Annotated in this window: 24 protein-coding genes; 17 read left to right on the top strand and 7 right to left on the bottom strand. The window is 44.3% G+C overall.

What is annotated here, in order from left to right:
* Window positions 1-37: 37 nt before the first annotated feature.
* From DSM107010_RS04615 to DSM107010_RS04605, 3 genes are all read right to left on the bottom strand, one after another.
* Window positions 38-823 carry a methyltransferase domain-containing protein gene (locus DSM107010_RS04615; protein WP_106166937.1) on the bottom strand — a complete coding sequence of 262 codons (786 nt, stop codon included), beginning with the start codon at window positions 821-823 and terminating at the stop codon, window positions 38-40.
* A 655-nt stretch (window positions 824-1,478) separates the two neighbouring features.
* Complete coding sequence (locus DSM107010_RS04610; protein WP_015153643.1) at window positions 1,479-2,252, bottom strand: DUF1350 family protein; 774 nt, start codon at window positions 2,250-2,252, stop codon at window positions 1,479-1,481.
* A 26-nt stretch (window positions 2,253-2,278) separates the two neighbouring features.
* Window positions 2,279-3,064, bottom strand: coding sequence for a transglutaminase domain-containing protein (locus DSM107010_RS04605; RefSeq protein ID WP_106166938.1), 786 nt, complete (start codon window positions 3,062-3,064; stop codon window positions 2,279-2,281).
* Between the two features lie 93 nt (window positions 3,065-3,157).
* Between DSM107010_RS04605 and DSM107010_RS04600 the strand changes: the two genes are divergently transcribed.
* On the top strand, window positions 3,158-3,445 hold the full coding sequence (locus DSM107010_RS04600; protein WP_106166939.1) for an antibiotic biosynthesis monooxygenase family protein: 288 nt from the start codon (window positions 3,158-3,160) through the stop codon (window positions 3,443-3,445).
* A gap of 33 nt (window positions 3,446-3,478) precedes the next feature.
* On the opposite strand, the gene DSM107010_RS04595 is transcribed toward DSM107010_RS04600, so the two are convergent.
* Window positions 3,479-4,090 (bottom strand): hypothetical protein, encoded by a 612-nt coding sequence (locus tag DSM107010_RS04595; protein WP_106166940.1) that lies wholly within the window; start codon window positions 4,088-4,090, stop codon window positions 3,479-3,481.
* 215 nt (window positions 4,091-4,305) lie between these two features.
* Here DSM107010_RS04595 and DSM107010_RS04590 point away from each other — a divergent pair, with 215 nt between their 5' ends.
* Window positions 4,306-4,671 (top strand): VOC family protein, encoded by a 366-nt coding sequence (locus DSM107010_RS04590; protein ID WP_106166941.1) that lies wholly within the window; start codon window positions 4,306-4,308, stop codon window positions 4,669-4,671.
* A 17-nt stretch (window positions 4,672-4,688) separates the two neighbouring features.
* Here the strand turns inward: DSM107010_RS04590 and DSM107010_RS04585 are convergent, their stop codons facing one another.
* Complete coding sequence (locus DSM107010_RS04585; RefSeq protein WP_106166942.1) at window positions 4,689-5,546, bottom strand: DNA adenine methylase; 858 nt, start codon at window positions 5,544-5,546, stop codon at window positions 4,689-4,691.
* A 229-nt stretch (window positions 5,547-5,775) separates the two neighbouring features.
* On the opposite strand from DSM107010_RS04585, the gene DSM107010_RS04580 reads away from it, so the two are divergent.
* The 5 genes from DSM107010_RS04580 to DSM107010_RS04560 all read left to right on the top strand — a co-directional run bounded on the left by DSM107010_RS04580 (window position 5,776) and on the right by DSM107010_RS04560 (window position 9,338).
* The gene (locus DSM107010_RS04580) at window positions 5,776-5,982 is read left to right on the top strand and encodes a DUF751 family protein (RefSeq protein ID WP_015153636.1); all 207 of its coding nucleotides are present in this window, start codon (window positions 5,776-5,778) and stop codon (window positions 5,980-5,982) included.
* 180 nt (window positions 5,983-6,162) lie between these two features.
* Window positions 6,163-6,582 (top strand): 30S ribosome-binding factor RbfA, encoded by a 420-nt coding sequence (gene rbfA / locus DSM107010_RS04575; RefSeq protein WP_106166943.1) that lies wholly within the window; start codon window positions 6,163-6,165, stop codon window positions 6,580-6,582.
* 517 nt (window positions 6,583-7,099) lie between these two features.
* Complete coding sequence (locus tag DSM107010_RS04570; RefSeq protein WP_106166944.1) at window positions 7,100-7,546, top strand: DUF732 domain-containing protein; 447 nt, start codon at window positions 7,100-7,102, stop codon at window positions 7,544-7,546.
* 194 nt (window positions 7,547-7,740) lie between these two features.
* Window positions 7,741-8,913, top strand: coding sequence for a M20 family metallopeptidase (locus DSM107010_RS04565; protein WP_106166945.1), 1,173 nt, complete (start codon window positions 7,741-7,743; stop codon window positions 8,911-8,913).
* 167 nt (window positions 8,914-9,080) lie between these two features.
* Entirely contained in the window at window positions 9,081-9,338 is a 258-nt protein-coding gene (locus DSM107010_RS04560; RefSeq protein WP_106166946.1) for a hypothetical protein, read from the top strand.
* Window positions 9,339-9,361: 23 nt separating this feature from the next.
* Here DSM107010_RS04560 and mgtE read toward each other — a convergent pair whose 3' ends face one another.
* The gene (gene mgtE, locus DSM107010_RS04555) at window positions 9,362-10,762 is read right to left on the bottom strand and encodes a magnesium transporter (RefSeq protein ID WP_106166947.1); all 1,401 of its coding nucleotides are present in this window, start codon (window positions 10,760-10,762) and stop codon (window positions 9,362-9,364) included.
* A gap of 491 nt (window positions 10,763-11,253) precedes the next feature.
* Here mgtE and DSM107010_RS04550 point away from each other — a divergent pair, with 491 nt between their 5' ends.
* Both DSM107010_RS04550 and DSM107010_RS04545 read left to right on the top strand, forming a co-directional pair.
* Window positions 11,254-11,463, top strand: coding sequence for a hypothetical protein (locus DSM107010_RS04550; protein ID WP_106166948.1), 210 nt, complete (start codon window positions 11,254-11,256; stop codon window positions 11,461-11,463).
* A 95-nt stretch (window positions 11,464-11,558) separates the two neighbouring features.
* Window positions 11,559-12,590 carry a hypothetical protein gene (locus DSM107010_RS04545; protein ID WP_199197420.1) on the top strand — a complete coding sequence of 344 codons (1,032 nt, stop codon included), beginning with the start codon at window positions 11,559-11,561 and terminating at the stop codon, window positions 12,588-12,590.
* 35 nt (window positions 12,591-12,625) lie between these two features.
* On the opposite strand, the gene DSM107010_RS04540 is transcribed toward DSM107010_RS04545, so the two are convergent.
* Window positions 12,626-13,465: a carbohydrate ABC transporter permease gene (locus tag DSM107010_RS04540; protein ID WP_106166949.1), complete on the bottom strand. Its 840-nt coding sequence runs from the start codon at window positions 13,463-13,465 to the stop codon at window positions 12,626-12,628.
* A 196-nt stretch (window positions 13,466-13,661) separates the two neighbouring features.
* Between DSM107010_RS04540 and DSM107010_RS04535 the strand changes: the two genes are divergently transcribed.
* From DSM107010_RS04535 to DSM107010_RS04500, 8 genes are all read left to right on the top strand, one after another.
* Window positions 13,662-14,357 carry an aldehyde oxygenase (deformylating) gene (locus DSM107010_RS04535; protein WP_015153626.1) on the top strand — a complete coding sequence of 232 codons (696 nt, stop codon included), beginning with the start codon at window positions 13,662-13,664 and terminating at the stop codon, window positions 14,355-14,357.
* A 209-nt stretch (window positions 14,358-14,566) separates the two neighbouring features.
* On the top strand, window positions 14,567-15,604 hold the full coding sequence (locus tag DSM107010_RS04530) for a long-chain acyl-[acyl-carrier-protein] reductase (RefSeq protein ID WP_015153625.1): 1,038 nt from the start codon (window positions 14,567-14,569) through the stop codon (window positions 15,602-15,604).
* A 179-nt stretch (window positions 15,605-15,783) separates the two neighbouring features.
* Entirely contained in the window at window positions 15,784-16,764 is a 981-nt protein-coding gene (locus tag DSM107010_RS04525) for an acetyl-CoA carboxylase carboxyltransferase subunit alpha (RefSeq protein WP_015153624.1), read from the top strand.
* Between the two features lie 394 nt (window positions 16,765-17,158).
* Window positions 17,159-17,884, top strand: a complete 726-nt coding sequence (locus DSM107010_RS04520) for an SDR family oxidoreductase (RefSeq protein WP_015153623.1) — start codon at window positions 17,159-17,161, stop codon at window positions 17,882-17,884.
* Window positions 17,885-18,096: 212 nt separating this feature from the next.
* Complete coding sequence (folE, locus tag DSM107010_RS04515) at window positions 18,097-18,822, top strand: GTP cyclohydrolase I FolE (protein ID WP_015153622.1); 726 nt, start codon at window positions 18,097-18,099, stop codon at window positions 18,820-18,822.
* Between the two features lie 413 nt (window positions 18,823-19,235).
* Window positions 19,236-20,732: a UDP-N-acetylmuramate--L-alanine ligase gene (gene murC / locus DSM107010_RS04510; RefSeq protein WP_015153621.1), complete on the top strand. Its 1,497-nt coding sequence runs from the start codon at window positions 19,236-19,238 to the stop codon at window positions 20,730-20,732.
* Window positions 20,733-20,851: 119 nt separating this feature from the next.
* Window positions 20,852-21,808, top strand: coding sequence for a UDP-N-acetylmuramate dehydrogenase (gene murB / locus DSM107010_RS04505; protein WP_015153620.1), 957 nt, complete (start codon window positions 20,852-20,854; stop codon window positions 21,806-21,808).
* A 282-nt stretch (window positions 21,809-22,090) separates the two neighbouring features.
* Entirely contained in the window at window positions 22,091-22,441 is a 351-nt protein-coding gene (locus tag DSM107010_RS04500) for a YbaB/EbfC family nucleoid-associated protein (protein ID WP_015153618.1), read from the top strand.
* Window positions 22,442-22,496: the final 55 nt, after the last annotated feature.

Raw genomic sequence — 22,496 nt, 5'->3', positions numbered from 1 at the left:
GTAATCTTACTTGTGGCGATCGCATCCGCTCTCTATATTATTGCTCTGATTTGACTGCCCTCGCGCAAACAATCAGCGGGAAACGCGGATCGTTATATTCCAATTTCGCCTTAGCAAAATCATAAGCTACCATGCCTCGGAGTTCTCCAGCAGCTACAAGAGAATTTCCATAAGTTTGTATGTCGATCTGTTCGGCAAGAAAAGATTTAGCTAAGATGTAGTGCAAACCGCGAGCTGTAAAGCGCCAGTATTCGGGATAGGCAGGATAATTGATTGTAATATTCGGTACTGCAATCAGTAATACACCCCCTGGCTTCAAAATACGATGCATTTCTGAAACGATTTTTTCTGGTTCTGCAATTATGTGTAAGACATACGTACAAATGATACAGTCATAAGTATTACTAGGTAGATCGTTTGGTTGAGTTAAATCGGCAACAATAGTTGCATTTGGAATATAATCCTTGTTTAAAACATCTAGCTTGGTAATCCGATCCCTAAAACGAGATGTATAAGTATCGTCTTGAAATTCTAGGCAATGACCTTTAATATCTGCCGTGAATTTTTGTAAATACCAATCTAAATAAACGCGATGAGCGCTATCTCCTCTCTCACACCAGTTTTCTGCTAAAGGCTGCACGCCTACCTGTAGTAGCTCTACTCTTGTTTTGAGCATAAATAAAGGTTTTAATGCTTGCTTGGCAGATTGCTTAAAACTCTTTGGTAGCAGTTGTTTTCCATTATTAAATATTTTCTTGAGCTGCTCAGAAAAACCTTTTGTCTTAGGCGGAAAAAGCTGTCCAATACTATCAAATTGGCTCACAATCCATCTCCTTATACCTGGTTAAAATGGCTATACTTCTAGATCGCTAATATCAGAAACCCAGCGATGTTAAAGAATGTATCTATAGCAGTTCTAAATGATTTGTAAAGTAGGCTTCTAGCCTGCGGCAGGCTAGAAGCCTACTCCACGTTCATGAATCAAATAGGATTGCTATATCAGCAATAATGTACTTGAAACTTAAAATTGATAGGCTGACAAGTCAACTCTGTTCGTGTGAGTTGCAAAGCTCTGAGTTAGCTTAAATTCGTATTGTAGAGTGCAATTCTATAGCTACAAATCTTGTGCGATCGAGCTTAGGTAATATATCAATTCACAACATTTTTAACTCTGTATGTCAGGTATATATGACTAGAGTTATTCCAACTTATAAAATTACTATTATGGTGGCGTAAGTAAAATTTGCATATCTGTGCGCTGGTTTAGAGATAAATACTGCTGTAATGTAGGAGCAATTTGCCTATATGTTAATAAGTTAAGAACTGCATAACTTTAATTCCTCTGTCGCTAGGTGGAAACACAATTAAGTATAGACAATAATTTTATACGTGGTTAAAAAAGCTGAATTTAACTGACTTTATATGTATGCAACAGAGGCGCGATCGAATCTATAGTATTTCTACACGCTCGATCGCCATCACAACATAGAAACGGGATTAAGCCACTGTACGATTGTTTGTCTTAGCTGTCTTAAATCGCGAGAAAACTCTTGCTTAAACCACTGTCCTACTGCATCGAGAGGTGTAAAGTTAGAACCAGTTTGCCATTGTAGGTCTTGACTTAAAGGCGTGGTATGAGTACCGCTGAGGGTTTTTAATGTCACCATCCCAGGAAAGCGTTGATGCAGCAACTTCACCAAAGCTTCAGACTGATCGATCGTGTCATTGGTAAACTTGATCGCTAAGTTGCGGCGAACCTCGTAACGAGTTTGCAACAGAGTATTGGTTTCCAGAGGAGAAGGGGTAAACTCGACAGAGAAGCCCGGATTAAAATTCAACTGCTGTACCAAGGGGATAGCATCTCGCGCCGCATAATTATTGAAAGAAATGAGGATATTACCAGCGCGTTCGACATTGAACAGACTGCCAATCAATAGATGGAGTTTACACCCCATACTATGCCCCACGCCGTAAATTGGTAAATAGCGGCTGCGCAGGAGGGATTTAGCGTAAAGTTGTCCGATCGCATTTTCAAACCCATTCAGTACCGAGCGGGCGATCGCGGTATGATCTAGAGTGTTGACAAACGGCGTAGCAACGACAACGTAATTTTCCTCAGCGAGTTGTTCTAAGAGCCAGCGATACGTCAATTGAGGTGCAGTGGCGACAAACGCACCGCCTAAAAAATGCACGATCCCGATTTGCTTGTGGGGAACTAAAACCCAGTTCCCAGCAATTTCTTTCCATTCCATGAGCTTAGGGAGTGGGGAGTAGGGTTTTAGGTATTAGCTTTATCTACCCAAACTTTCATATTCTTCAATTGTACTGCACCAAATTGGGTAACTAAGGCAACATCAGCCGCATCTCGTCCGTAGGCGATCGCAATTCTATTACCCCTTGGTTCTTTTTGGGTAGCATCAAACGTATACCAACGTCCACCTACAAACGCTTCAAACCATGCGTGCAGATCCATCGGATCTAACTCGTAGAGATATCCTACTACCATCCGCGCCGGAATATTCAAACTGCGGCTTAAGGCGATACCCAAATGGGTAAAATCGCGACAGACCCCTACTTTTTGCTCGGCTGTATCCACAGCAGAAGTAGAAGCATCGCTCGTACCGTAGCGATATTCTATATTTTGCTGAATCCAACTGCGAATCGCCTCTACTTGATCGTATCCAGGTGCAGCATTGCCAGCAATCTCATTTGCTAAATCTCCCAAGCAATCTGCTTGACAATAGCGACTGGGTAACAGAAATTGCAGCGTACTTTCCGGTAAATCCTGTACCAACACATACGGCGCGCCTGGTTGAGTATCAATTTTATCTGCGGTGTCTACTTCAGCTGTAGTTTGTACCTGAAATGAACCTGGAGGCGCTACCATCCGCTGACACAAATTACCATAACTATCGGTATACTCTATAACTTGTGCGCTGGGTTCGATGATGTATTCCTCTCGCATCACCCATTGTCCCAATCCACTGCGAGGTCTAAGCATGAAAATGAGTGGAGTTGGCGCGTTGACTTCATATGTAATTTGACACCCTGCAATCAGCCGCATTCTTACCTCCTCTTGACTTAGTTTATAAGTATTTACATATATGCTATTTAGTACAAAAACTGTATTATTAGCTAGTTTCCTGGGAGGTATTTTATGATTCTTGAGGCAGTAATGCTGAGTGTCAAGTTGGGAATGGAAAGCGATTTTGAAGCAACTTTCAAACAGGCTTCCAGAATTATTTCGGCTATGAATGGGTATTTATCCCACGAATTACATAAATGTATAGAAATTAAAGGAAAATATTTATTACTTGTTAAGTGGAAGACGTTAGAAGCTCATACAGTTGAATTTAGAAAGTCTCCTGAATATCAACAATGGAAAAAACTATTACACCACTTTTACGATCCATTTCCAGTAGTCGAACATTTTGAAAAAATTTAACCGTGGGGTGGGCATTGCCCACCTTACTATTGTCTACTGAGAAGAACTTTCGCTTGTAGTTGTATCTTGACCTAACGTACCCTCAGCAGATGGTGTTTGAGATTCGGTAGTAGCACTGTTATTCTGTTGAGGTTGAGTTGTTTCAGCTTCAGTTTCAGGCTGTGTAGGAGCGGGAGTTGTCATATTTTCGTTCTGCTGTGGAGTAGATGCTGGGGGTTGCAGAACTGGAACTGGTACTTCCTTAATTCTCTCAATAATTGTTTGTTTTTCCGAACTGCGATCGACCGTAGAAGATTCTGTGTTTGGTTTGTCGCTAGGTACGGGAACGAGAACAGGTTGTGGTGTCGATGTAGATGCTTGAGGAGATTGATTCAAATACCAAATGACTCCCGCACTCAAAGCTGCAATTGTTGTCAGCAGAATTCCCAAAAGCAGACCTCGTGCCGCATTTTCATTATCTCTTATAGTTGATGCTCTCTCTTGAGTACTGCGCTCTGCAACTCGACCGTGTACGTAGCCATGTTGATAAGAATCATTAGATTCAGTCGTCTTTGTCACATTAACATGGGTGTTACCGTTAGCATCTTGATAAGACTCTTGACGCACTTCACGGTTATAGCTATTACCTGGGTTTAGATTAGACATGATTTCAATAAAACTCCTTTCAAGTTATCTAATGTTTTATTTGATACTTGAGTTTAGACAAAATCAGCATAATCCCTGAAATCAAACGAGTCACTCTATCCCCAGAAGGGATCTCTTTCATGCTATTCCTCTATCTTGAGAAGGATTATTTCAAAAAAAAGACTAGTAATGTAGAGTAGGTTATGCCTATCTTTTATAAAAATGAGACAAAATAGATGTTTGATGGAGTTCAATCTGTCTTCTTTTTCGTATTTGATGTTGTTGAAGCAGCAAATTGGTACAGTAAACTTTTAAATCTTCCAGTCAAGTATTTCAATTCAGATGGAGAAATAAAAGCAGCTATAATTCAGGTTGGTAGAGTAGAAATGTTTTTTCATCCTGCTGATGCAAAGATGTCTCCTGGTAGTGCAGGTCAGGTTGCTTACTGGCGTGTCAATGACTTTGCAAAAGCACTTGATAAAGCAAACCAGCATGGAGCTACGCTTTACCGGGGACCTTTAGTAATTGAAGATAATCGAGCAATTTGTCAGATGCGCGATCCTTTTAACAATCTCTTTGGTATGCAAGGTTCGCTCTACTAAAATCAAAATAGTTATTTTTAATGCGCAGTTATTAATATTTCAGTAATCTTACCTCTCTTTTGGGCTTTAGAATTAATTGCTCTGGTTGCTAAAATTTCATGAATGTGAAAATCTTTATATAACTCTCGAACCAATGAACAATCAGAGTTAGATAATATGACCTTAACCCCACGCCGAGCTAATTCTGCAAATGTATCTCTCAATCTAATCTGATCTTTTTCGTTAAAAGAGTAACGACTATAACCTGTAAAGTTACTAGTATCGCTCAAGGGATGGTAGGGTGGATCGAAATAAACAAAATCCTCTGGCGTTTTAGCAAAATCTAAAATAGCATCAAAAGGTCTAACCTCTATGACTACAGATTGAAGAGAGACTGAAACTAAACGCAATAACTCTGCATTACAAATAGTAGGATTTTTATATTTTCCCATTGGGACATTAAACTCTCCTTTAGAGTTTTCACGGTATAAACCGTTAAAACAAGTTTTATTCAGATAAATTAATCGCGCTGCCATTTCCACAGGCGTTCCTGTGAACTGCGATCGCACCCGATAATAATAATCGCGATCGTGCTGTTCTTGATGCCGTGCCAACAACTCGATTAATTCCTCAACGCGATCGCGCACGCAACAATACACATTGACCAATTCCGGATTAATATCTGTCAGTACTGCTGGAAACTTTTGTGTCGGTTTATCGTTTCTAGCCACTCCATACAAGTAAAAAAAGACTGCCCCTCCTCCCAAAAATGGCTCGTAGTACGTAGCAAATTTTTGAGGAAAGTAAGGAATATATTGAGAAATCAACTGGCTTTTACCACCCGCCCATTTTAAAAACGGACGCGGAAGGCTTAACTGGAGTGACTGACGTAGCATTCAAAGAATTGAGTAGTGAACAGTTATCAGTTATCAGTCTAGAGACGTTACATGTAATCTCTGTACAAAGTTATCAGTGGCTAGTGAAAGCGTGGCTGGTGACAAGAATTGAGTCAAGCCACTAGCTACCAGCCACCAGCCACTCACGAATGACCAATAACAAATTGCTATAGAATAAACGTAATTCACATGAAAAAAATTTAACAGCTAGACAAGGCTTACAAATCAAATGTTTGATGGCTTCTGGGAAAACGTCTCTCGCTACCCCCGCTACTTTGTCACAATCGTCTTGGGGATTTTCTTAAACGCCATATCTCCATTGACTCCCCTATTCAAGCGTCCCACAACCGCGATCGCGATCGTCGGTATGTTTGTTGGGTTATCTTTGTTCGTCCTATTTACCCTCCGCGCTATGTTGGGCTTAAGCCCGTCATAAAATAGCGAAGTAACGCGAGAATAAGCGTATAGCCGATCGCCAACTTAATAAAGCAAATGGAATCAGTATTATAATCTTTTGCCTGCTGCCTTCTTGCAATAGCTAATAGACTAGAAAAGTTGGGTAGAACCATTGGCTGGCTCTACTGATTTGATTCAAGTATGAGGAAGGGTTATTGTTATGGCTACAAGTCGCCGCGTGGATCGCGTTGCTGAATTAATCAAACGCGAGGTAAGTCAGATGCTATTAAATGGCATCAAAGACGATCGAGTCGGTGTAGGTATGGTTAGCGTTACCGATGTAGACGTATCCGGCGATCTACAACACGCCAAGATCTACGTATCAATATATGGTTCAGACGATGCTAGAGAGCAAACTATGGCAGGCTTAAAGTCAGCCACAGGGTACGTTCGCCGAGAGTTAGGGCAAAGAATCCGTCTCCGCCGCACTCCAGAAGTTGTATTTCACGAAGATCGTTCGATTGAAAGAGGAACAAGAGTGCTGTCGCTGATTAATCGGCTCAATCAAGATCGCCCCGCCAATCTAGAGCCAGACTACAAGGAAGAAGAGATCGAAGTCTCCGCCGAGGATGAAGCGTAACCTACTGATATCAAAATATGTGAGGGGCATATAGCTGTGTGTCCCTACCTGTGCTTCTCGATTTAGGAAATGAGGCATAACTTGCTATCTTGCGCTATCTTGTGCCGATATAGATCGGCTTCTAAGTTGATGTACATATAAAGTTTATGTAGATTTAGCGATCGCCGCTAAAGTCCAGTAGCTTTACCTATCAATCCGCTATGTTAAAACCTACTTTAAAACTAAATAAAATCTGAAATGAGATACGATACCGTACATTCTCGGTATCTGATATTTTTCTATCTCAAGGTAGAAAAGATTGCCGAGCTTCCCCTTTGTTGCTAGAGCCCAGATGCAGCCAGCTCTGAATTCTCTTAAGGATCTTTTTAGAAAAAATTTGGTTTCAGAAACCTAGTCTGAGTCAAGGTTTGGAGTAATCTTAAAAAAACACGAAAAAATTTAAGATTTTTTTTATAATTCTGTTAGATCGTCACCAAGGTTGGGCATAACAAATATAGAAATCTATCTTGGTAACGTTATGAACTTCCGCCTCAATGCAACCATCGCTGCTGCTGCTATTGCTCTAGTTTCTGGTTTCCAATTTCAAGCTTTTGCCTCCGAACCAGATTACCTCTGCTTCGTTACGACTGGTGCGGGGGACGTGCTGGACTTATCTCAATCCCTATGTGCTGAAAAAGCTACAAAATCGACAATCGCAGCTCTAGACAAAGCATTTATTGAAGCTTACAAACAGCAAGCCATGACGCACGCTGACGTACGCGATAACTTGATCGCTAATATTCAGCAATCTCCAGAAGCTAATATCGCAGCCGCAAAAGGTGTTTGTAACGACTTAGAAGCCGGAATTACCCTAGAGGAAATTCAAGAAGCTCAATCGGAAGAGCATGAAGCCAAAGCAGATGAGGTCAATTCGGAAATCGTCAATAAACTAGCTACACAGTACTACTGCCCAGGCGTGCAGTAAACCTATTCATCTATCGATCGATAAATCAAAGTGCGATTGCCAAACGTCAAGGCATGTCAGCAGATCGTCACATAATATTTCCTCTCAGACACAATTTGACTGTTGAATCTGTATATATCTGCTCAAGTAGTCACGAACTGCTCGTCTTATCTTATTTATGATGGGGGAAAGTTGATTATATATATAAATAGTCAATGCTTACCCAAATAAAAGACATAGCCCTAAAGTTAGCGCCGCGTTTAATTGAAATTCGCCGCCATCTCCACAGTCATCCAGAATTAAGCGGTCAAGAGTATCACACATCTGCTTATGTTGCTGGTGTCCTTTCGTCTAGTGGAGTTCATGTAAAAGAGGCGGTTGGGAAAACTGGTGTATTAGGAGAAGTGCAGGGACATGGTAGCGATCGCCGCTTATTGGCAATTCGTACCGACATGGATGCACTACCCATCAACGAACGCACGGGATTAGAATTTACTTCCAGAGCGACAGGTGTGATGCACGCCTGCGGACACGATGTCCACACCACTGTAGGACTTGGAACTGCTATGGTTCTTTCCGAACTAGCATCCCAGTTACCAGGTAACGTGCGGCTGTTGTTCCAGCCAGCAGAAGAAACTGCTCAAGGAGCTAGTTGGATGATTGCTGACGGGGTGATGGAAAATGTCTCGGCAATTCTATCCGTACACGTCTTCCCTTCCATTCCCGCCGGAAAGGTAGGTATTCGCTATGGGGCGCTAACAGCAGCAGCAGACGAGTTAGAAATTACTATTATCGGTGAATCGGGGCATGGGGCGCGACCCCACGAAGCGATCGATGCTATTTGGATCGCCGCGCAAGTCATTACCACCCTGCAACAAGCCATCAGCCGCACGCAAAACCCTTTGCGTCCAGTGGTATTGAGCATCGGACAGATTACAGGTGGTAGAGCGCCAAACGTCATTGCCGACCAAGTAAAATTACTTGGCAGCGTGCGATCGCTCCATCCCGAAACCCGGACTAATCTACCTGGGTGGATCGAAAAAATTGTTGCGAATATTTGCCACTCCTACGGAGCGCAATACGAAATGAGCTATCGCCCAGGAGTACCAGGGGTGCAAAATAATATTGGTCTATCCCAAATTTTACAAACAGCCGCAGAAGAGGCTTGGGGAAGCGATCGCGTTTTAGTTTTAACCGAACCTTCTCTTGGTGCAGAAGACTTTTCACGCTATCTCGAACACGCTCCTGGTGCTATGTTCCGCTTAGGGGTAGGATACGAAGATCGCACGAACTATCCCCTGCACCATCCTCAATTTGAAGTTAACGAAGCCGCGATCGTTACTGGTGTCGTCACCCTTGCCTACGCTGCGGTGAAGTATTGGCAATAGGAGAAGTCGGAAGTTAGAAGTCAAAAGTTAGAAATTCATCTTCTCTCCCTGCTCTCTGCTCCCTGCTCCCTGCTCCCTAACAACTAACAACTGACTTAGGAAAGATGCAGCCATATCCACAGATTTGCTACTTTAACAAAAAATACCGAGACAGTAGTAATTAAAATATGGCATCACCTACACCACTGCAAGGTACTGAATTAGTTGACTGTGCGAGAGCAAACGCTAAGCAGGGAATTGAAACTGCTGCCCGTCAGTGCGGTTTTGGTGAAGATTTAAATGGTTTTTCACAAGCGCTCAAGCAAGCCTGCGAAAGCATGAATTTACAAGTGAAGGAACTGAGCGAACTCATTACCGATGACGAGATGATTCTTCAAATGGGTAAAGGGGAAATTGTTGCACCCGATAGTGCTTCGGAACTGTGAGCGGGGGTTAGAAACTGGGAATTTTAGACCCGTAAAATGACTCTTGCCAAGTTGAAATAAATCAAAACTCCTAATACGTCAACTGCGGTTGTGATAAACGGCGCTGACATCAAAGCTGGATCTAAGCCTAGTAAGCGAAATAAAAATGGTAGTGCAGAACCGGAAACAGAAGCCAAAACAGAAATTGCGACAAGACTAACTCCCACGGCGATCGCTACCGATAAGTTTCCTTGTAGGAAAAAAGCCCAAATAGTAGCGATCGTTCCCAACATAGAACCGAGTAACAATCCAGCCAGTGCTTCTCTGACAATGACTTGTGCTGGTCCTAACGCCCTAATCTCATCGGTATTCATCCCGCGAATCACGACAGTTGAAGACTGCGCTCCTACGTTACCACCAGTCCCCGTTAGTAGTGGGATAAATGCTGCCAGTGTCACGACTTTTTGTAAAATCTCTTCTTCAGCTTTGATAATTGTGCCTGTCACGGTATTTGTAATTAGCAAGACAAATAACCAAACAACTCGCTTGCGAGCAATGGAAAATAAATTACTTTGAAAATAGCCATCGCCCCCTGACTGCACGCCTCCACCTAAAGCGTAGATATCCTCTGTTGTTTCCTGTTGAATAATATCAATTACGTCATCTACAGTAACGATGCCTACAAGTCGCTGTTCGCGATCGACGACTGGGACAGCGAGAAAGTCGTAACGCTGAATTAATCTAGCTACTTCTTCTTGATCGGTATCTGTATGCACGCAGATAGCATCGCGGGTCATAATTTCGCCAATCGTTTCTTGCGGATCGGCAGTGACTAAATCACGTAAAGATAAGGTTCCCGTCAGCCTTCTCGCTGCATCGGTGACGTAAAGGTAGTAAATAGTTTCTGTATTTTTAGCTAAATAGCGAATGCGTTCCAGGGCTTGCGTGACGGTCATTCCCTCTTTCAGAGAGATTAACTCTGGGGTCATGATCCGCCCTGCTGTTCCCGTTTCGTAGCCTAACAGTAAAGCGGTGGCTTGCCGTTCGGAAGGGCTGAGTTGTTCTAGCAAGCGATTGACAATTTTAGCGGGGAGTTCGTCGAATAAGCGGGCGCGATCGTCTGGCGACATTTTATCCACGATATCGATCACGTCTTGGCGCTTGAATTCTTGAACGAGTGCTTCTTGTACGCTATGGTCGAGATATTCGTAAACTTCGATCGCCTCGCCTTTAGAAAGCAAGCGAAAGGCGAGTACTTGCATTGGTTCGGGTAAGCCTTCAATGGCTTCGGCGATATCAGCAGGCTGTACCGGAACCAAAATGGCTTTAGCTCCCTGTAAGTCTCCCTGTTCCAGTAGGGCTAGCAGTTGAGTACGTACAAGGTTGCGTAATTCTCTACGGGAGAAGTTTTGCAGGGTCGAGGATGGGTTGTTACGATCGGTCAATAGCCTATCCTCCTATAACAGTCAAGTGAACGTGCTGCCTTTAGTCTAGGTGACGGTGGCAGCTACCAGATCGAAGCATACTATTTTTCGGCTCGATGTTTTAGCGCGATCGCTTACTAATGTAGGTTAAGTAGCTGCGATCGCAATTTTCTAAATTCCTGGTTTCGATTCTCTCTAATCTTGGCTCCAGGCACATCGCCTAGTTGGTAGAGTTCGTTGTAAAACAAGGTCGGCGATCGTGCCTCAACAACTTAACTATCGAGTTCCAAATATCTTCTGAGGATAGGCAACATAGATCGTTTTCTGGAATTGGATAGATTCCAATTGAAGGAACTCTATGTGAGGCTTCATCGTCTCTATAGGTGTTTCCTCTGATAGATGCTGTCTGGCATCTAAGTAGAAAATTCATTCAATAGTTCTTATTTATACTTATTAAAGCTAATCTTACTGTATACTTAAACTTAATAAAGTAATGAATATTGTCAACTTTTATGATCAAAAAACAACAAGTAGCGATCGCTACCATATTAATAATGTTGTCGATTATACCCGCTTACAAGGCAAAAAGTAGAATGGGGGTTAATATTTTGCCAGGTCCCCATACCCCGAATTTGGTAGAAAAGTTGACGAGAGGCAAGTTCAAAGCTGAATGGGTCGATCGAAACTGGTTTCGTCGTCCTGATTTGCCTTTCAACAGTTAGCGCGACGCAGATGAAAGGAAAGGGGAATACGAGCTATTCATGCTTGGCTGGTCGTGCAATAATAAACGGTCTATGACCAGATCGTTCGCCTTCTCATGCTGCAATCCTCCGATTCTACTGACGACTTAGCTGCTGTCTTAGCAGAGTCAATCGATCTAAATTTTGAACTGCCCGATCCTGAAGACGAAGAAATTTCGGAACATGATTTTCAGCAGCAGCTAGACAATGCTTGGTTAGTTTGCGATCGCTTCGATCTACAGACAGAAATCTGGCGGGGCAGAATTTTAAGGGCAGTGCGCGATCGCGAGAAAAAACAAGGAGATGCCCGTGGGAGTGGTTTTCTCAACTGGTTGAAGGCGCGGGAAATTAGTAAAAGTCAAGCATACTCCTTAATCGAGTTAGCTAACAGCGCCGATACGCTAGTAGAACAAGGGCATTTAGACCCCAATGCCGTAAGATGCTTTAGTAAACGAGCGTTTATCGAAACTGCAAAAGCGGAACCAGAAATTCAACAATTAGTCACCGATGCAGCGAAACGAGGCGATCGCATTACCCGTCGTGAAGTGCGTCAGCTATCAGATGAGTGGATGGCGATGTCGTCCGAACTCCTCCCCGAACCCGTTAAAGTGAAAGCTTCAGAAAACGCGCTTCCGCCCCGCTATCTTGCGCCTCTGGTGAAAGAAATGGAAAAATTACCAGAGTCTCACCAAAAAGAGTTACAGCGGGAAATTGCAGCAAATCCTGACGTAGACACAATTAAAGAAGTGACAACGGAAGCAAAGTACCTGTCCAAATATATTAATGCTGCTACGACCGTCCAAGCCCTAAACAATGACGATGTAGACTTAGAACGGGCGATTCAGGAAGCAATTCGAGTAGGCTGTATTAACGTCGCGGCTGACTTGGTAAATCAGGCATCGCAGTTAGAACAAACCATAGCTAAACTTTACGGTACTTGGAAGCGGATTGGTAGTTTAGCCGATCGCCTGTATGTAGATACGGGGGCGAGTACTCCCCACTTGCGATCGCTTTTGAGTTGTCTCGAACCCCTCGGTGGCGAAGTGATGGAAGTTAGTTTAGGGGGAGATAACGAACGCACGATTCGCTTGCAAATCACCGAGGAGTAATTTTTTGTAGAGATGTTACATGTAACATCTCTACATCAATTTTTGATTCCCGTCGTTGCGATTCCTTGAATAAATTGTTTCTGTCCGATGAGAAATATTAATATGACTGGCAAAGTGGCGATCGCGACTGCTGCCATCATTAAAGACCAGTTATTAGTAAATTGTTCTTGAAACTCAGCTAGTGCTAATTGAACCGTCCGCAATTCTGGGCGCGTTGTGAAGACAAGCGGTTTAAATAAATCGTTCCACTCACCGATAAATGTAAACAAAAATAATGTTACCAAAGCCGGACGAGATAAAGGCAACATTACCCGCCATAAGATTTGCAGGCGGTTCGCCCCATCGATCGCTGCTGCTTCTTCTAACTCTATGGGAATAGTTTGAAAATACTGCCTGAGTAAGAAAATGCCAAAACCATTTACAGCCGTAGGTAGAATTAAAGCTCCATAGGTATTAATTAAATGTCCCCATTTGAGGACGAGAAAGATAGGAATAACTAATAACTGAAATGGAATGACCAAAGTTGCCAAAACAACCAGCAGTAATGCTTGTCGTCCTCGGAATTTCAATCTTGCTAAGGCATAACCCGCTAAAGCTGAAGTCACGATTTGAATTCCAGTCACGGCTAAAGCTACGAGCGTGGAATTAGCAAATGCTAGCAAGAAATTTGCTCGCTGCCATGCTTGTTGGTAGTTTACCAAAGTCCATCCCGATCGCGTTAACAAATCGGGTGTTGAGCCAGGCGGTGCAAAGGATGTGAGGAAGACAACTCCCAATGGGAGCAAGACAATTACCGCTCCCAGTATCAGCACTATAAAACTAAGAGATGGTATAGAGAGATTCTTATGTTTGGCATTCACATCTTTCTGAAGCATGAATTGTTCGCTTTCCTCTATGCTTTTATACCTAGAGGTGATATTCTCCCAAATGGACTCTATTTTGCTGCAATAGATAACAGATCCCCTTGGGATTTGTTAGGTTTAATTTTAATTATTGTTGACGCTGATGCATAGAGCTAAAGAGTCAACCGCAATCGACAAAGCTGATTTACGCCAATAGGAGTGAACGACTATGCAGCAAGTTGCTGCCACCTCCGAAATCGATTTCCACAGCGAAACCTATAAGGACGCATACAGTCGCATTAACGCGATCGTGATCGAAGGGGAACAAGAAGCCTACGAAAACTATATTCGTTTGGCTCAAATGCTACCGAACCTCAAGGATGAGCTGATTCGCCTATCTAAAATGGAGAACCGCCACAAAAAAGGGTTTGAAGCCTGCGGGCGCAATCTCCAAGTTACACCGGATATGCAATTTGCTCGCGAGTTCTTTTCTGGGCTGCATCAAAACTTTCAACAAGCAGCATCAGCAGGACAAGTCGTGACGTGCTTGTTAATCCAATCGCTGATTATTGAGTGTTTTGCGATCGCGGCTTACAACATCTACATTCCCTGTGCCGATGACTTCGCCCGTAAAATTACCGAGGGCGTTGTCAAAGACGAGTATACTCACCTCAATTTCGGCGAAGTTTGGCTGAAAGACAACTTTGAACAGTCCAAAGCCGAACTAGAAGCAGCCAATCGCCAAAATCTCCCGATTGTCTGGCAAATGCTGAATAAAGTCGAGGATGATGCTCGGGTTTTAGGCATGGAAAAAGATGCTTTGGTGGAAGACTTCATGATCCAATACGGTGAAACCCTTGCCAATATTGGCTTCTCCACCCGTGACATCATGCGTCTATCCGCCTACGGACTACAAGCCGCTTGAAACAGTGACCAGTAACCAGTAACCAGTGACCAGCGAACAGCGACCAGTGACCGTAACAAAGAAATCTGGGTAACTGATAACTAATAACTGGTAACTGGTAACTGATAACTGGTAACTGACTTTATGTAGTATTTTTAAGATTAAAGATACAAAAATTCTCATCCACCCGCTCTGCTTTGTCAGAGCTACCAGTTTGACATCCGTAATACATGTTTGGTCTAATCGGTCACTTAAACAGTCTGGAACACGCACAATCGGTAGCACAAGAATTAGGCTACCCCGAATATGCCGATCAAGGACTTGATTTCTGGTGCAGCGCACCACCACAGATAGTCGATGATATCAAAGTTACTAGCGTTACTGGACAGCAAATCGAGGGCAAGTATGTCGAATCTTGCTTTCTGCCAGAAATGCTTGCTACGCGGCGGATTAAAGCTGCAACGCGAAAAATCATCAACGCAATGGCGCACGCTCAAAAGCATGGGATTGACATTACAGCTTTGGGCGGCTTTTCTTCGATTATTTTTGAAAACTTTAACTTGCAGCAGATCAAACAAGTCCGTAACGTACAACTGAAATTCGAGCAGTTCACGACGGGGAACACTCATACTGCGTACATTATCTGTCAGCAGGTGGAGCAAGCAGCAAAGCAGTTGGGTATTGACCTCAATCGAGCTACTGTTGCCGTTTGCGGTGCTAGCGGTGACATTGGTAGTGCAGTTTGTCGCTGGTTAAATGCTCGTACCGACGTAGCAGATTTATTACTAATTGCCCGCAATCAAGAGCGCCTACAAGCATTACAGGCAGAGTTAGGACGAGGTAAAATCTTAGACTTGGAAACTGCCCTACCGCAAGCAGATATCGTCGTCTGGGTGGCAAGTATGCCCAAGGGAATTGAAATCGATGCCCAAATGTTAAAACACCCCTGTTTGATGATTGATGGTGGTTATCCTAAAAATCTGGCAACAAAAATTCAACATCCAGGGGTTTATATTCTCAACGGTGGCATTGTCGAACACTCTTTGGATATCGACTGGAAAATTATGAAGATTGTTAACTTCATGGATGTACCAGCTCGTCAGTTGTTTGCCTGCTTTGCTGAATCAATGCTACTGGAATTTGAAAAGGTCTACACTAACTTTTCTTGGGGACGCAACCAAATTACTGTGGCAAAGATGGATCAAATTGGTCAAATGTCTCGCAAACACGGCTTTCGCCCTCTACTGTTTGAGAATTCACCAGTTTAAGGGATTGAAGAGTAAGTCAAAAGTTAAAAGTCAAAAGTCAAAACTGAGGAGTCAGAAAACAGAAGTCAGAAGTCAAAACTAACTGGTCACCGATAACTGATAACTGACAACTGACTCACCACTCCCCACCCCTCGCTACTCACTACCCCACCCCTCGCTACTCACTACTCACTTCCGAGATGGCAACAACCGAACGCAAAACTCTACTGTTAGATTTTGAAAAGCCACTAGTTGATTTGGAGTCGCGCATCGACCAAATTCGAGAGCTAGCAACAGAAAATGGCGTTGACGTGTCGGAAGAGATTCGCCGACTAGAAGCCCGCGCCCGCCAATTGCGCCAGGAGATTTTTAATAGTTTATCGCCGTCGCAAAAATTACAATTAGCAAGGCATCCCCGTCGTCCCAGCACCTTGGATTACATTCAAGCTATTAGCGACGAATGGATGGAGTTACACGGCGATCGCCGTGGAAGCGATGATTCTGCTATAGTTGGTGGCGTTGCGCGCCTTGCAGGGCGACCAGTCGTCATCTTAGGCAATCAGAAAGGACGCGATACAAAAGATAATATTGCCCGTAATTTTGGGATGGCTTCCCCTGGTGGCTATCGCAAGGCTATGCGGTTGATGGAACACGCCAACCGCTTTGGAATGCCAATTTTAACTTTTATTGATACTCCAGGGGCTTTACCCACAGTCGCAGCTGAAGAACAAGGAATTGGGGAAGCGATCGCCTATAATTTACGCGAAATGTTTAGCCTCGACGTACCGATTATTTGTACCGCAATTGGTGAAGCTTTTTCTGGTGGTGCTTTGGGTATTGGTGTCGGCGAACGCCTGCTCATGTTTGAACACGCAGTTTATACTGTCATCACCCCCGAGGCTTGTGCTGCAATTGTTTGGCGAGATGCAAGTAAAGCCGCTCAAGCTGCTATGGCATTAAAAATGACAGCAATCGATTTACAAAATTTAGGTATTGTTGACCAAATCTTACCAGAGCCAATCGGCGGCGCTCACTCCGACCCTCTCAAAGCCGCGATCGCTCTCAAGCAAGCTTTGCTACAACATTTAGAAGAATTAACTCAACTTACCAGCCAACAGCGCCGTCAACTGCGGTATCAAAAATTCCGTCAAATTGGTGTTTTTACCGAATTTGACTCCTAAGTTTTGTCAGAAGATGAAGACGGAAAAGATGGTGATATAATCAACGAGGGGTGTAAAGATTTTTTACAACCTCTCATTTTTGTCTCATGCTAGGCAAAACAAAGCAAAGTGGACAATAGGTAGCAGCAATGTCTACCGTAACGGCTGGCGATCGCCAATCGATCGGTAATCTCTATGTTCTATTCAACTCTACTAGAGATTTACATAATAAATCCGCGATTGAATGGCTATAGCCAACATGAATAAAGAATTAATCATCTGCCCGAACGTTCGAGACAAAAATTCTTGCAGGTAAAGTATAAGTTGAATCTAGAGGTAATTGCATCTATCAGGGGTAAGAGATTGACATGAGTACAACAGCCATGCAATTTGTGGTGCGATTAAGTTGGAGTTTATGACATTGACAACGGGAAAACGCGCCCTAATTACGGGTGCTAGTAGTGGGATTGGTAAAGCAACAGCCCTCGCCTTTGCAAAGACGGGAGTAAACTTAGCTCTAGTTGGTCGTTCGCTAGACAAGTTAGAGGCAGTTGCAAGTGCAGCAAGGCAGACAGGCGTAGAAGCAAAAACTTACGCCCTGGATCTTGCCCAAGTTCATGTCGTGCCAGAGAAGATGGCTGCGATTGCAGCCGATTGTGGAGCTATAGATATTTTGGTCAATAGTGCAGGTATGGGCTACACGGGGGCTTTGAGTGCTACGCCTCTGCCTGACTGGCAAAAAGTGATAGATTTAAACCTAACTAGCGTGTTTGGGTGCATCTTGGCAGTTTTACCCACAATGCACCAGCGCGGCTCCGGTACAATTATTAACGTTGCTTCCATCGCCGGACAAACTCCCTTCCCCAACTGGGGAGCTTATTCCGTCAGCAAAGCTGGTTTGATTGCCCTATCCAAGACCCTAGCAGCAGAGGAAAGCGCTCGCGGTATTCGCGTCACCACCATCTGTCCTGGTGCTGTGAATACAGAACTTTGGGACAGCGAAACAGTTCAGCATAACTTTGACCGTAATGCCATGCTGACACCAGAAATTGTCGCTCAGTCAATCGTACATACAGCCTTGTTACCAACACCAGCCGCGATCGCCGAATTAACTCTCATGCCCGGTGGTGGCGCTCTATAAGTCATTTGTTATTTGTCATTTGTAAGTGAATGCTATCGAAGCGTCTACGATATCCACAAGCAATTAGAAATATAGCTTGTGGTTTTAGATTCTCAAAGTTGGACAGTCTACCCGTTGTCACTGGTTAACTTTCCACTTCCTGCTAACTCATGGCTAATGACCAATGACTAATGACCAATAACCATTGTTAAACTTTATCTGAGACATACACCATGACTATTGCTGCTTCTAACGGTTCTAATGGTTCTACCAATCGCTTTCAATCATCGCCTTTGAATTCCGATCTGGTGGAGGCGATTCAATCCCGACCAGACCGCAACACCCACAACGGTCAAAAACCAAACTTACAGACTCCTACCGAAGCAGAAGCCCACGAGTCGATGATGGAGGCTGTACGCGCCCTCTTGATCGGTGTAGGCGAAGATCCAGAGCGAGAAGGTTTGTTGAAAACTCCTAAGCGTGTTGCGGAAGCCATGCGGTTTCTCACCAGTGGCTACAGTCAATCTTTAGAAGAACTCGTCAACGGAGCCATTTTTGATGAAGGTCATAACGAGATGGTACTCGTGCGCGATATCAACTTTTTCAGCTTGTGCGAGCATCATATGCTGCCTTTTATGGGTAGAGCGCACGTAGCCTATATTCCCAATCAAAAAGTGGTGGGTCTGAGCAAGCTAGCTCGAATTGTCGAGATGTACTCCCGCCGCTTGCAAGTACAAGAACGACTGACGCGCCAAATTGCTGAAGCAGTACAGGAAATTTTAGACCCTCAAGGCGTAGCAGTGGTTATGGAAGCAACCCATATGTGTATGGTAATGCGTGGGGTGCAAAAACCTGGTTCTTGGACTGTTACGAGTGCCATGCTTGGAGTATTCCAGGACGAGCAAAAAACCCGCGAAGAGTTTTTCAACTTGATTCGCCATCAACCAGCTTTCTTTTAAGCGATCGGGGAGTCGTAGGGGTGCACGGCTGTGCGCCCGTACTAGTGAATCAGAAGTCGTAAAGAGTGTATTCTTTTCGTCACCACATGGTCTGATAATTTGCGATCGCGCTTTAGTCAGTTTTAATCAGTACTTAGTTATACTGCACCCAATGACATTCAGCATTTGGGTGCTTTTTTTCAGAAAAAAAACTAAAATCTCTGCCAAATAAAATACTTTCTCAAAATAAAAATTAAACTCTATTAGCTAAGTACGTAAATTCCTGTAAATAAACATCGCCTGGGGAGGACAGAGCGAATTGATGTCAGATATAAAAAACTTAAACAGTCGAGCCATCCGTAAAATTTATTTCCTGATATGATATCGCGTGACATTTGTATACTGGACTTTGGGGTGAGGTGTGAGGAGTAAAAATGACTAATTATGTCGATTTAAGCGGTAAACCATTCCATTTCGTCGGTATTGGTGGTATTGGGATGTCTGCTCTTGCTTATATCTTAGCTAAGCGTCGTTTACCTGTTTCTGGCTCCGATATCCGAGAGAGTCATATCACCGAGAAATTAGCAGCTTTAGGAGCGCATATTTTTAGTCGCCAAGATGCATCCAATCTGGAGTTTTTTCGCTCTCAGACCGATGCCAGCCCCCAAGCCTTAGCAGTGAGCGGTAATAGTGCGCCTGTATTTCTCAAGTCATCAAGACGAGCTAGTCCAGCGATCGCCAACAGCAAAATTGCCGACTTACCACAAGTCATCTGTTCGACGGCAATTCATGCAGGTAATTTAGAGTATCAAGCAGCGCTAGATTTAGGTTGTCCGATCTTTCATCGTTCCGATTTGTTGGCAGCACTGATTCAAGAGCGTTATAGCATTGCCGTAGCTGGGACTCACGGTAAAACAACCACCAGCAGCGCGATCGGGTATATGCTACTCAAAGCTGGTCTCGACCCTACCATCATCGTTGGTGGAGAGGTAAAAGCATGGGAGGGTAACGCGAGGCTCGGTAACAGTCAGTATTTAGTAGCAGAAGCAGATGAATCGGATGGTTCTTTAGTCAAATTGGCTTGTCAAATTGGCGTAGTTACTAACATCGAACTCGACCATCCCGACCACTACAAGTCTCTAGAGCAGGTAGTCAAGACTTTTCAAACTTTTGCGCAACAGTGCCAGCATGTCGTAGGTTGTATAGATTGCCAAACAGTCCGCGATCGCCTGCAACCGACAATTAGCTACAGCCTCAATCCAGAGATGGCGGCAGACTACACGGTATCCAACGTGATTTACGGTGCTGATGGGACGATCGCCACGGTATGGGAGCGAGGCAAAGAGTTAGGGCAGTTGCGTTTGCCATTGCTAGGACAACATAATCTCAGTAATGCCTTAGCCGCGATCGCTGTCGGTCGGCTGCTGGGAGTAGAATTTGCGGCGATCGCCGACAGTCTAACCACCTTTGAAGGCGCTAGGCGTAGATTTGAACTGCGTGGTGTTGTTAATGACATCCAATTCATCGACGACTACGCGCACCACCCCAGCGAACTCCAGGCAACCCTGGCGGCTGCGAAGTTGCAAGCTAAACCCCAAACTAGAGTCGTGGCGATCTTTCAGCCTCACCGCTACAGCCGTACTCTGACTTTTTTGTCAGACTTTGCTAAATCTTTTAGTCATGCCGATGCCGTCGTTCTCACGGATATCTATAGCGCAGGCGAGTCCAATTCAGGGCAGATTGACGGCGAGAGACTAGCAGCACTGGTTGCAAACCATCATCCTCAAGTCACGTATTTACCTACACTTGCTGCTGTCGAGGAGTTTTTGGTAGATAATTTGCGTTCTGGAGACACAGCTTTATTTTTAGGTGCAGGGAACTTGAATCAAATTATTCCCAATGCAATTGAAAGAATCAAGGCTAAAGGCTGACAGTTATCAGTTATCAGTTATCGGTGAAAGCGTGACTAGTGGCTGGTGACTAGAAAAGAATCCAGCTCTCAATCGCCACTAGCTACGCACCACAAACCACACACCACGCATCACTCACTATGAACTCCTCCCAACACCCCAATCCAATTCCGATTTCAGAAACTGCTGGCGATCGCCAGATAATATACTTGCCTGGAACAAAATGCGCGATTAAATCTCAAGTCCCACTAGCTAGTCTCACATCCTTTCGGGTTGGAGGACCAGCCCAATGGTATGTAGCACCTCAAAATCTAGCAGAATTGCAAGCTAGTTTGGAGTGGTCGCGCTCAGAAGGATTAGCCGTGACACTAATTGGAGCAGGTTCTAATTTATTAGTTAGCGATCGCGGTCTTACTGGTTTGGTCATTGGCACTCGTCATTTGCGCTACAGCCGCTTCGATCTGGGAACCGGTCAATTGACCGTGGCTGCTGGAGAACCTTTACCTCGCGTAGCTTGGCAAGTGGCAGAATTAGGCTGGCAAGGGCTGGAGTGGGCTGTTGGAATTCCTGGTAGTGTCGGCGGTGCTGTGGTCATGAATGCAGGAGCGCACAAAAGCTGCATTGCCGATATTTTAGTCAGCGCTCAAGTTTTGTCTCCCTCTGGGCAGCTAGAAACCCTTACTCCAGACCAACTAAGTTACAGCTATCGCACCTCAATTTTGCAAGGCAGCCAGCGCCTCGTCACTCAAGCTATCTTCCAACTGCAACCAGGCGCAGATCCGCAACAAGTGCTAGCAGCCACCACCGAACACCTAGAGCAAAGGCGGCGTACTCAACCCTATCATCTACCTAGCTGTGGTAGCGTGTTCCGTAACCCCCTACCCTACACCGCTGGCTGGTTGATCGAACAGTCAGGCTTGAAGGGCTATCAAATTGGTGCAGCTCAGGTCGCACAGCGCCATGCTAACTTCATTCTCAACTGTGGTGGTGCGAAAGCTAACGATATTTGGCAGCTAATTCGTTACGTCCAGCATCATGTAGAAGAACGTTGGTCACTACTGCTAGAGCCAGAAGTGAAAACAATTGGAGAATTTTAATATTAGTGACCAGCTATCAGTTATAGCGATTCTCGTTATGATGCGATACATTCGTAGGGGCGCACAGCTGTGCGCCCCTACAGATCTTGTATTTCATCGAATTGAAAAAGGCTATATCAGTTATCGATACTTTGTAGAGACGTTACATGTAACGTCTCTACAAAGTGCCGCTCCCGACTCCCTAATTACAAATTACGTATCACAACTTCACCTTTGCCCTTTATCGATTCTCGGCGCATCTATAATTTAATGGAACTTCGATTAAATCGACTCAACTAGCATATGACACAAGGACAAGGAAAAGGATTTGGCTTCGGTCTGGGCAAAATGAAGGAACTCGCAGATGCCTTCAAAAAAGCGCAGCAGGTGCAAGAAGGTGCGAAAAAGCTTCAAGAAGAATTGGAGATGATGGAGATCCAGGGCGAAGCTGGTGGAGGTATGGTCAAAGTGTCTCTCAGCGGTAACCAAGAACCTCGACGGGTAGAAGTGGCTCCAGAAGCACTGCAAGAAGGCGCAGATGTCCTTTCCGATTTAGTGCTGGCAGCGATGAAAGATGCGTACAACAAATCTACTGCTACCATGCGAGAGCGGATGGAAGAGTTAACTAGTGGTTTGGAATTGCCAGGAATGTAAATTCGTCATTCGTCATTCGTCATTCGTCATTTGTATACAACTAATGGCTGATGGC

The sequence above is a fragment of the Chroococcidiopsis cubana SAG 39.79 genome, assembly GCF_003991895.1.
Classification (GTDB): domain Bacteria; phylum Cyanobacteriota; class Cyanobacteriia; order Cyanobacteriales; family Chroococcidiopsidaceae; genus Chroococcidiopsis; species Chroococcidiopsis thermalis.
The sequence above is the reverse complement of the archived record's forward strand: the minus strand, read 5'-3'. Positions and strand labels throughout refer to the sequence as shown.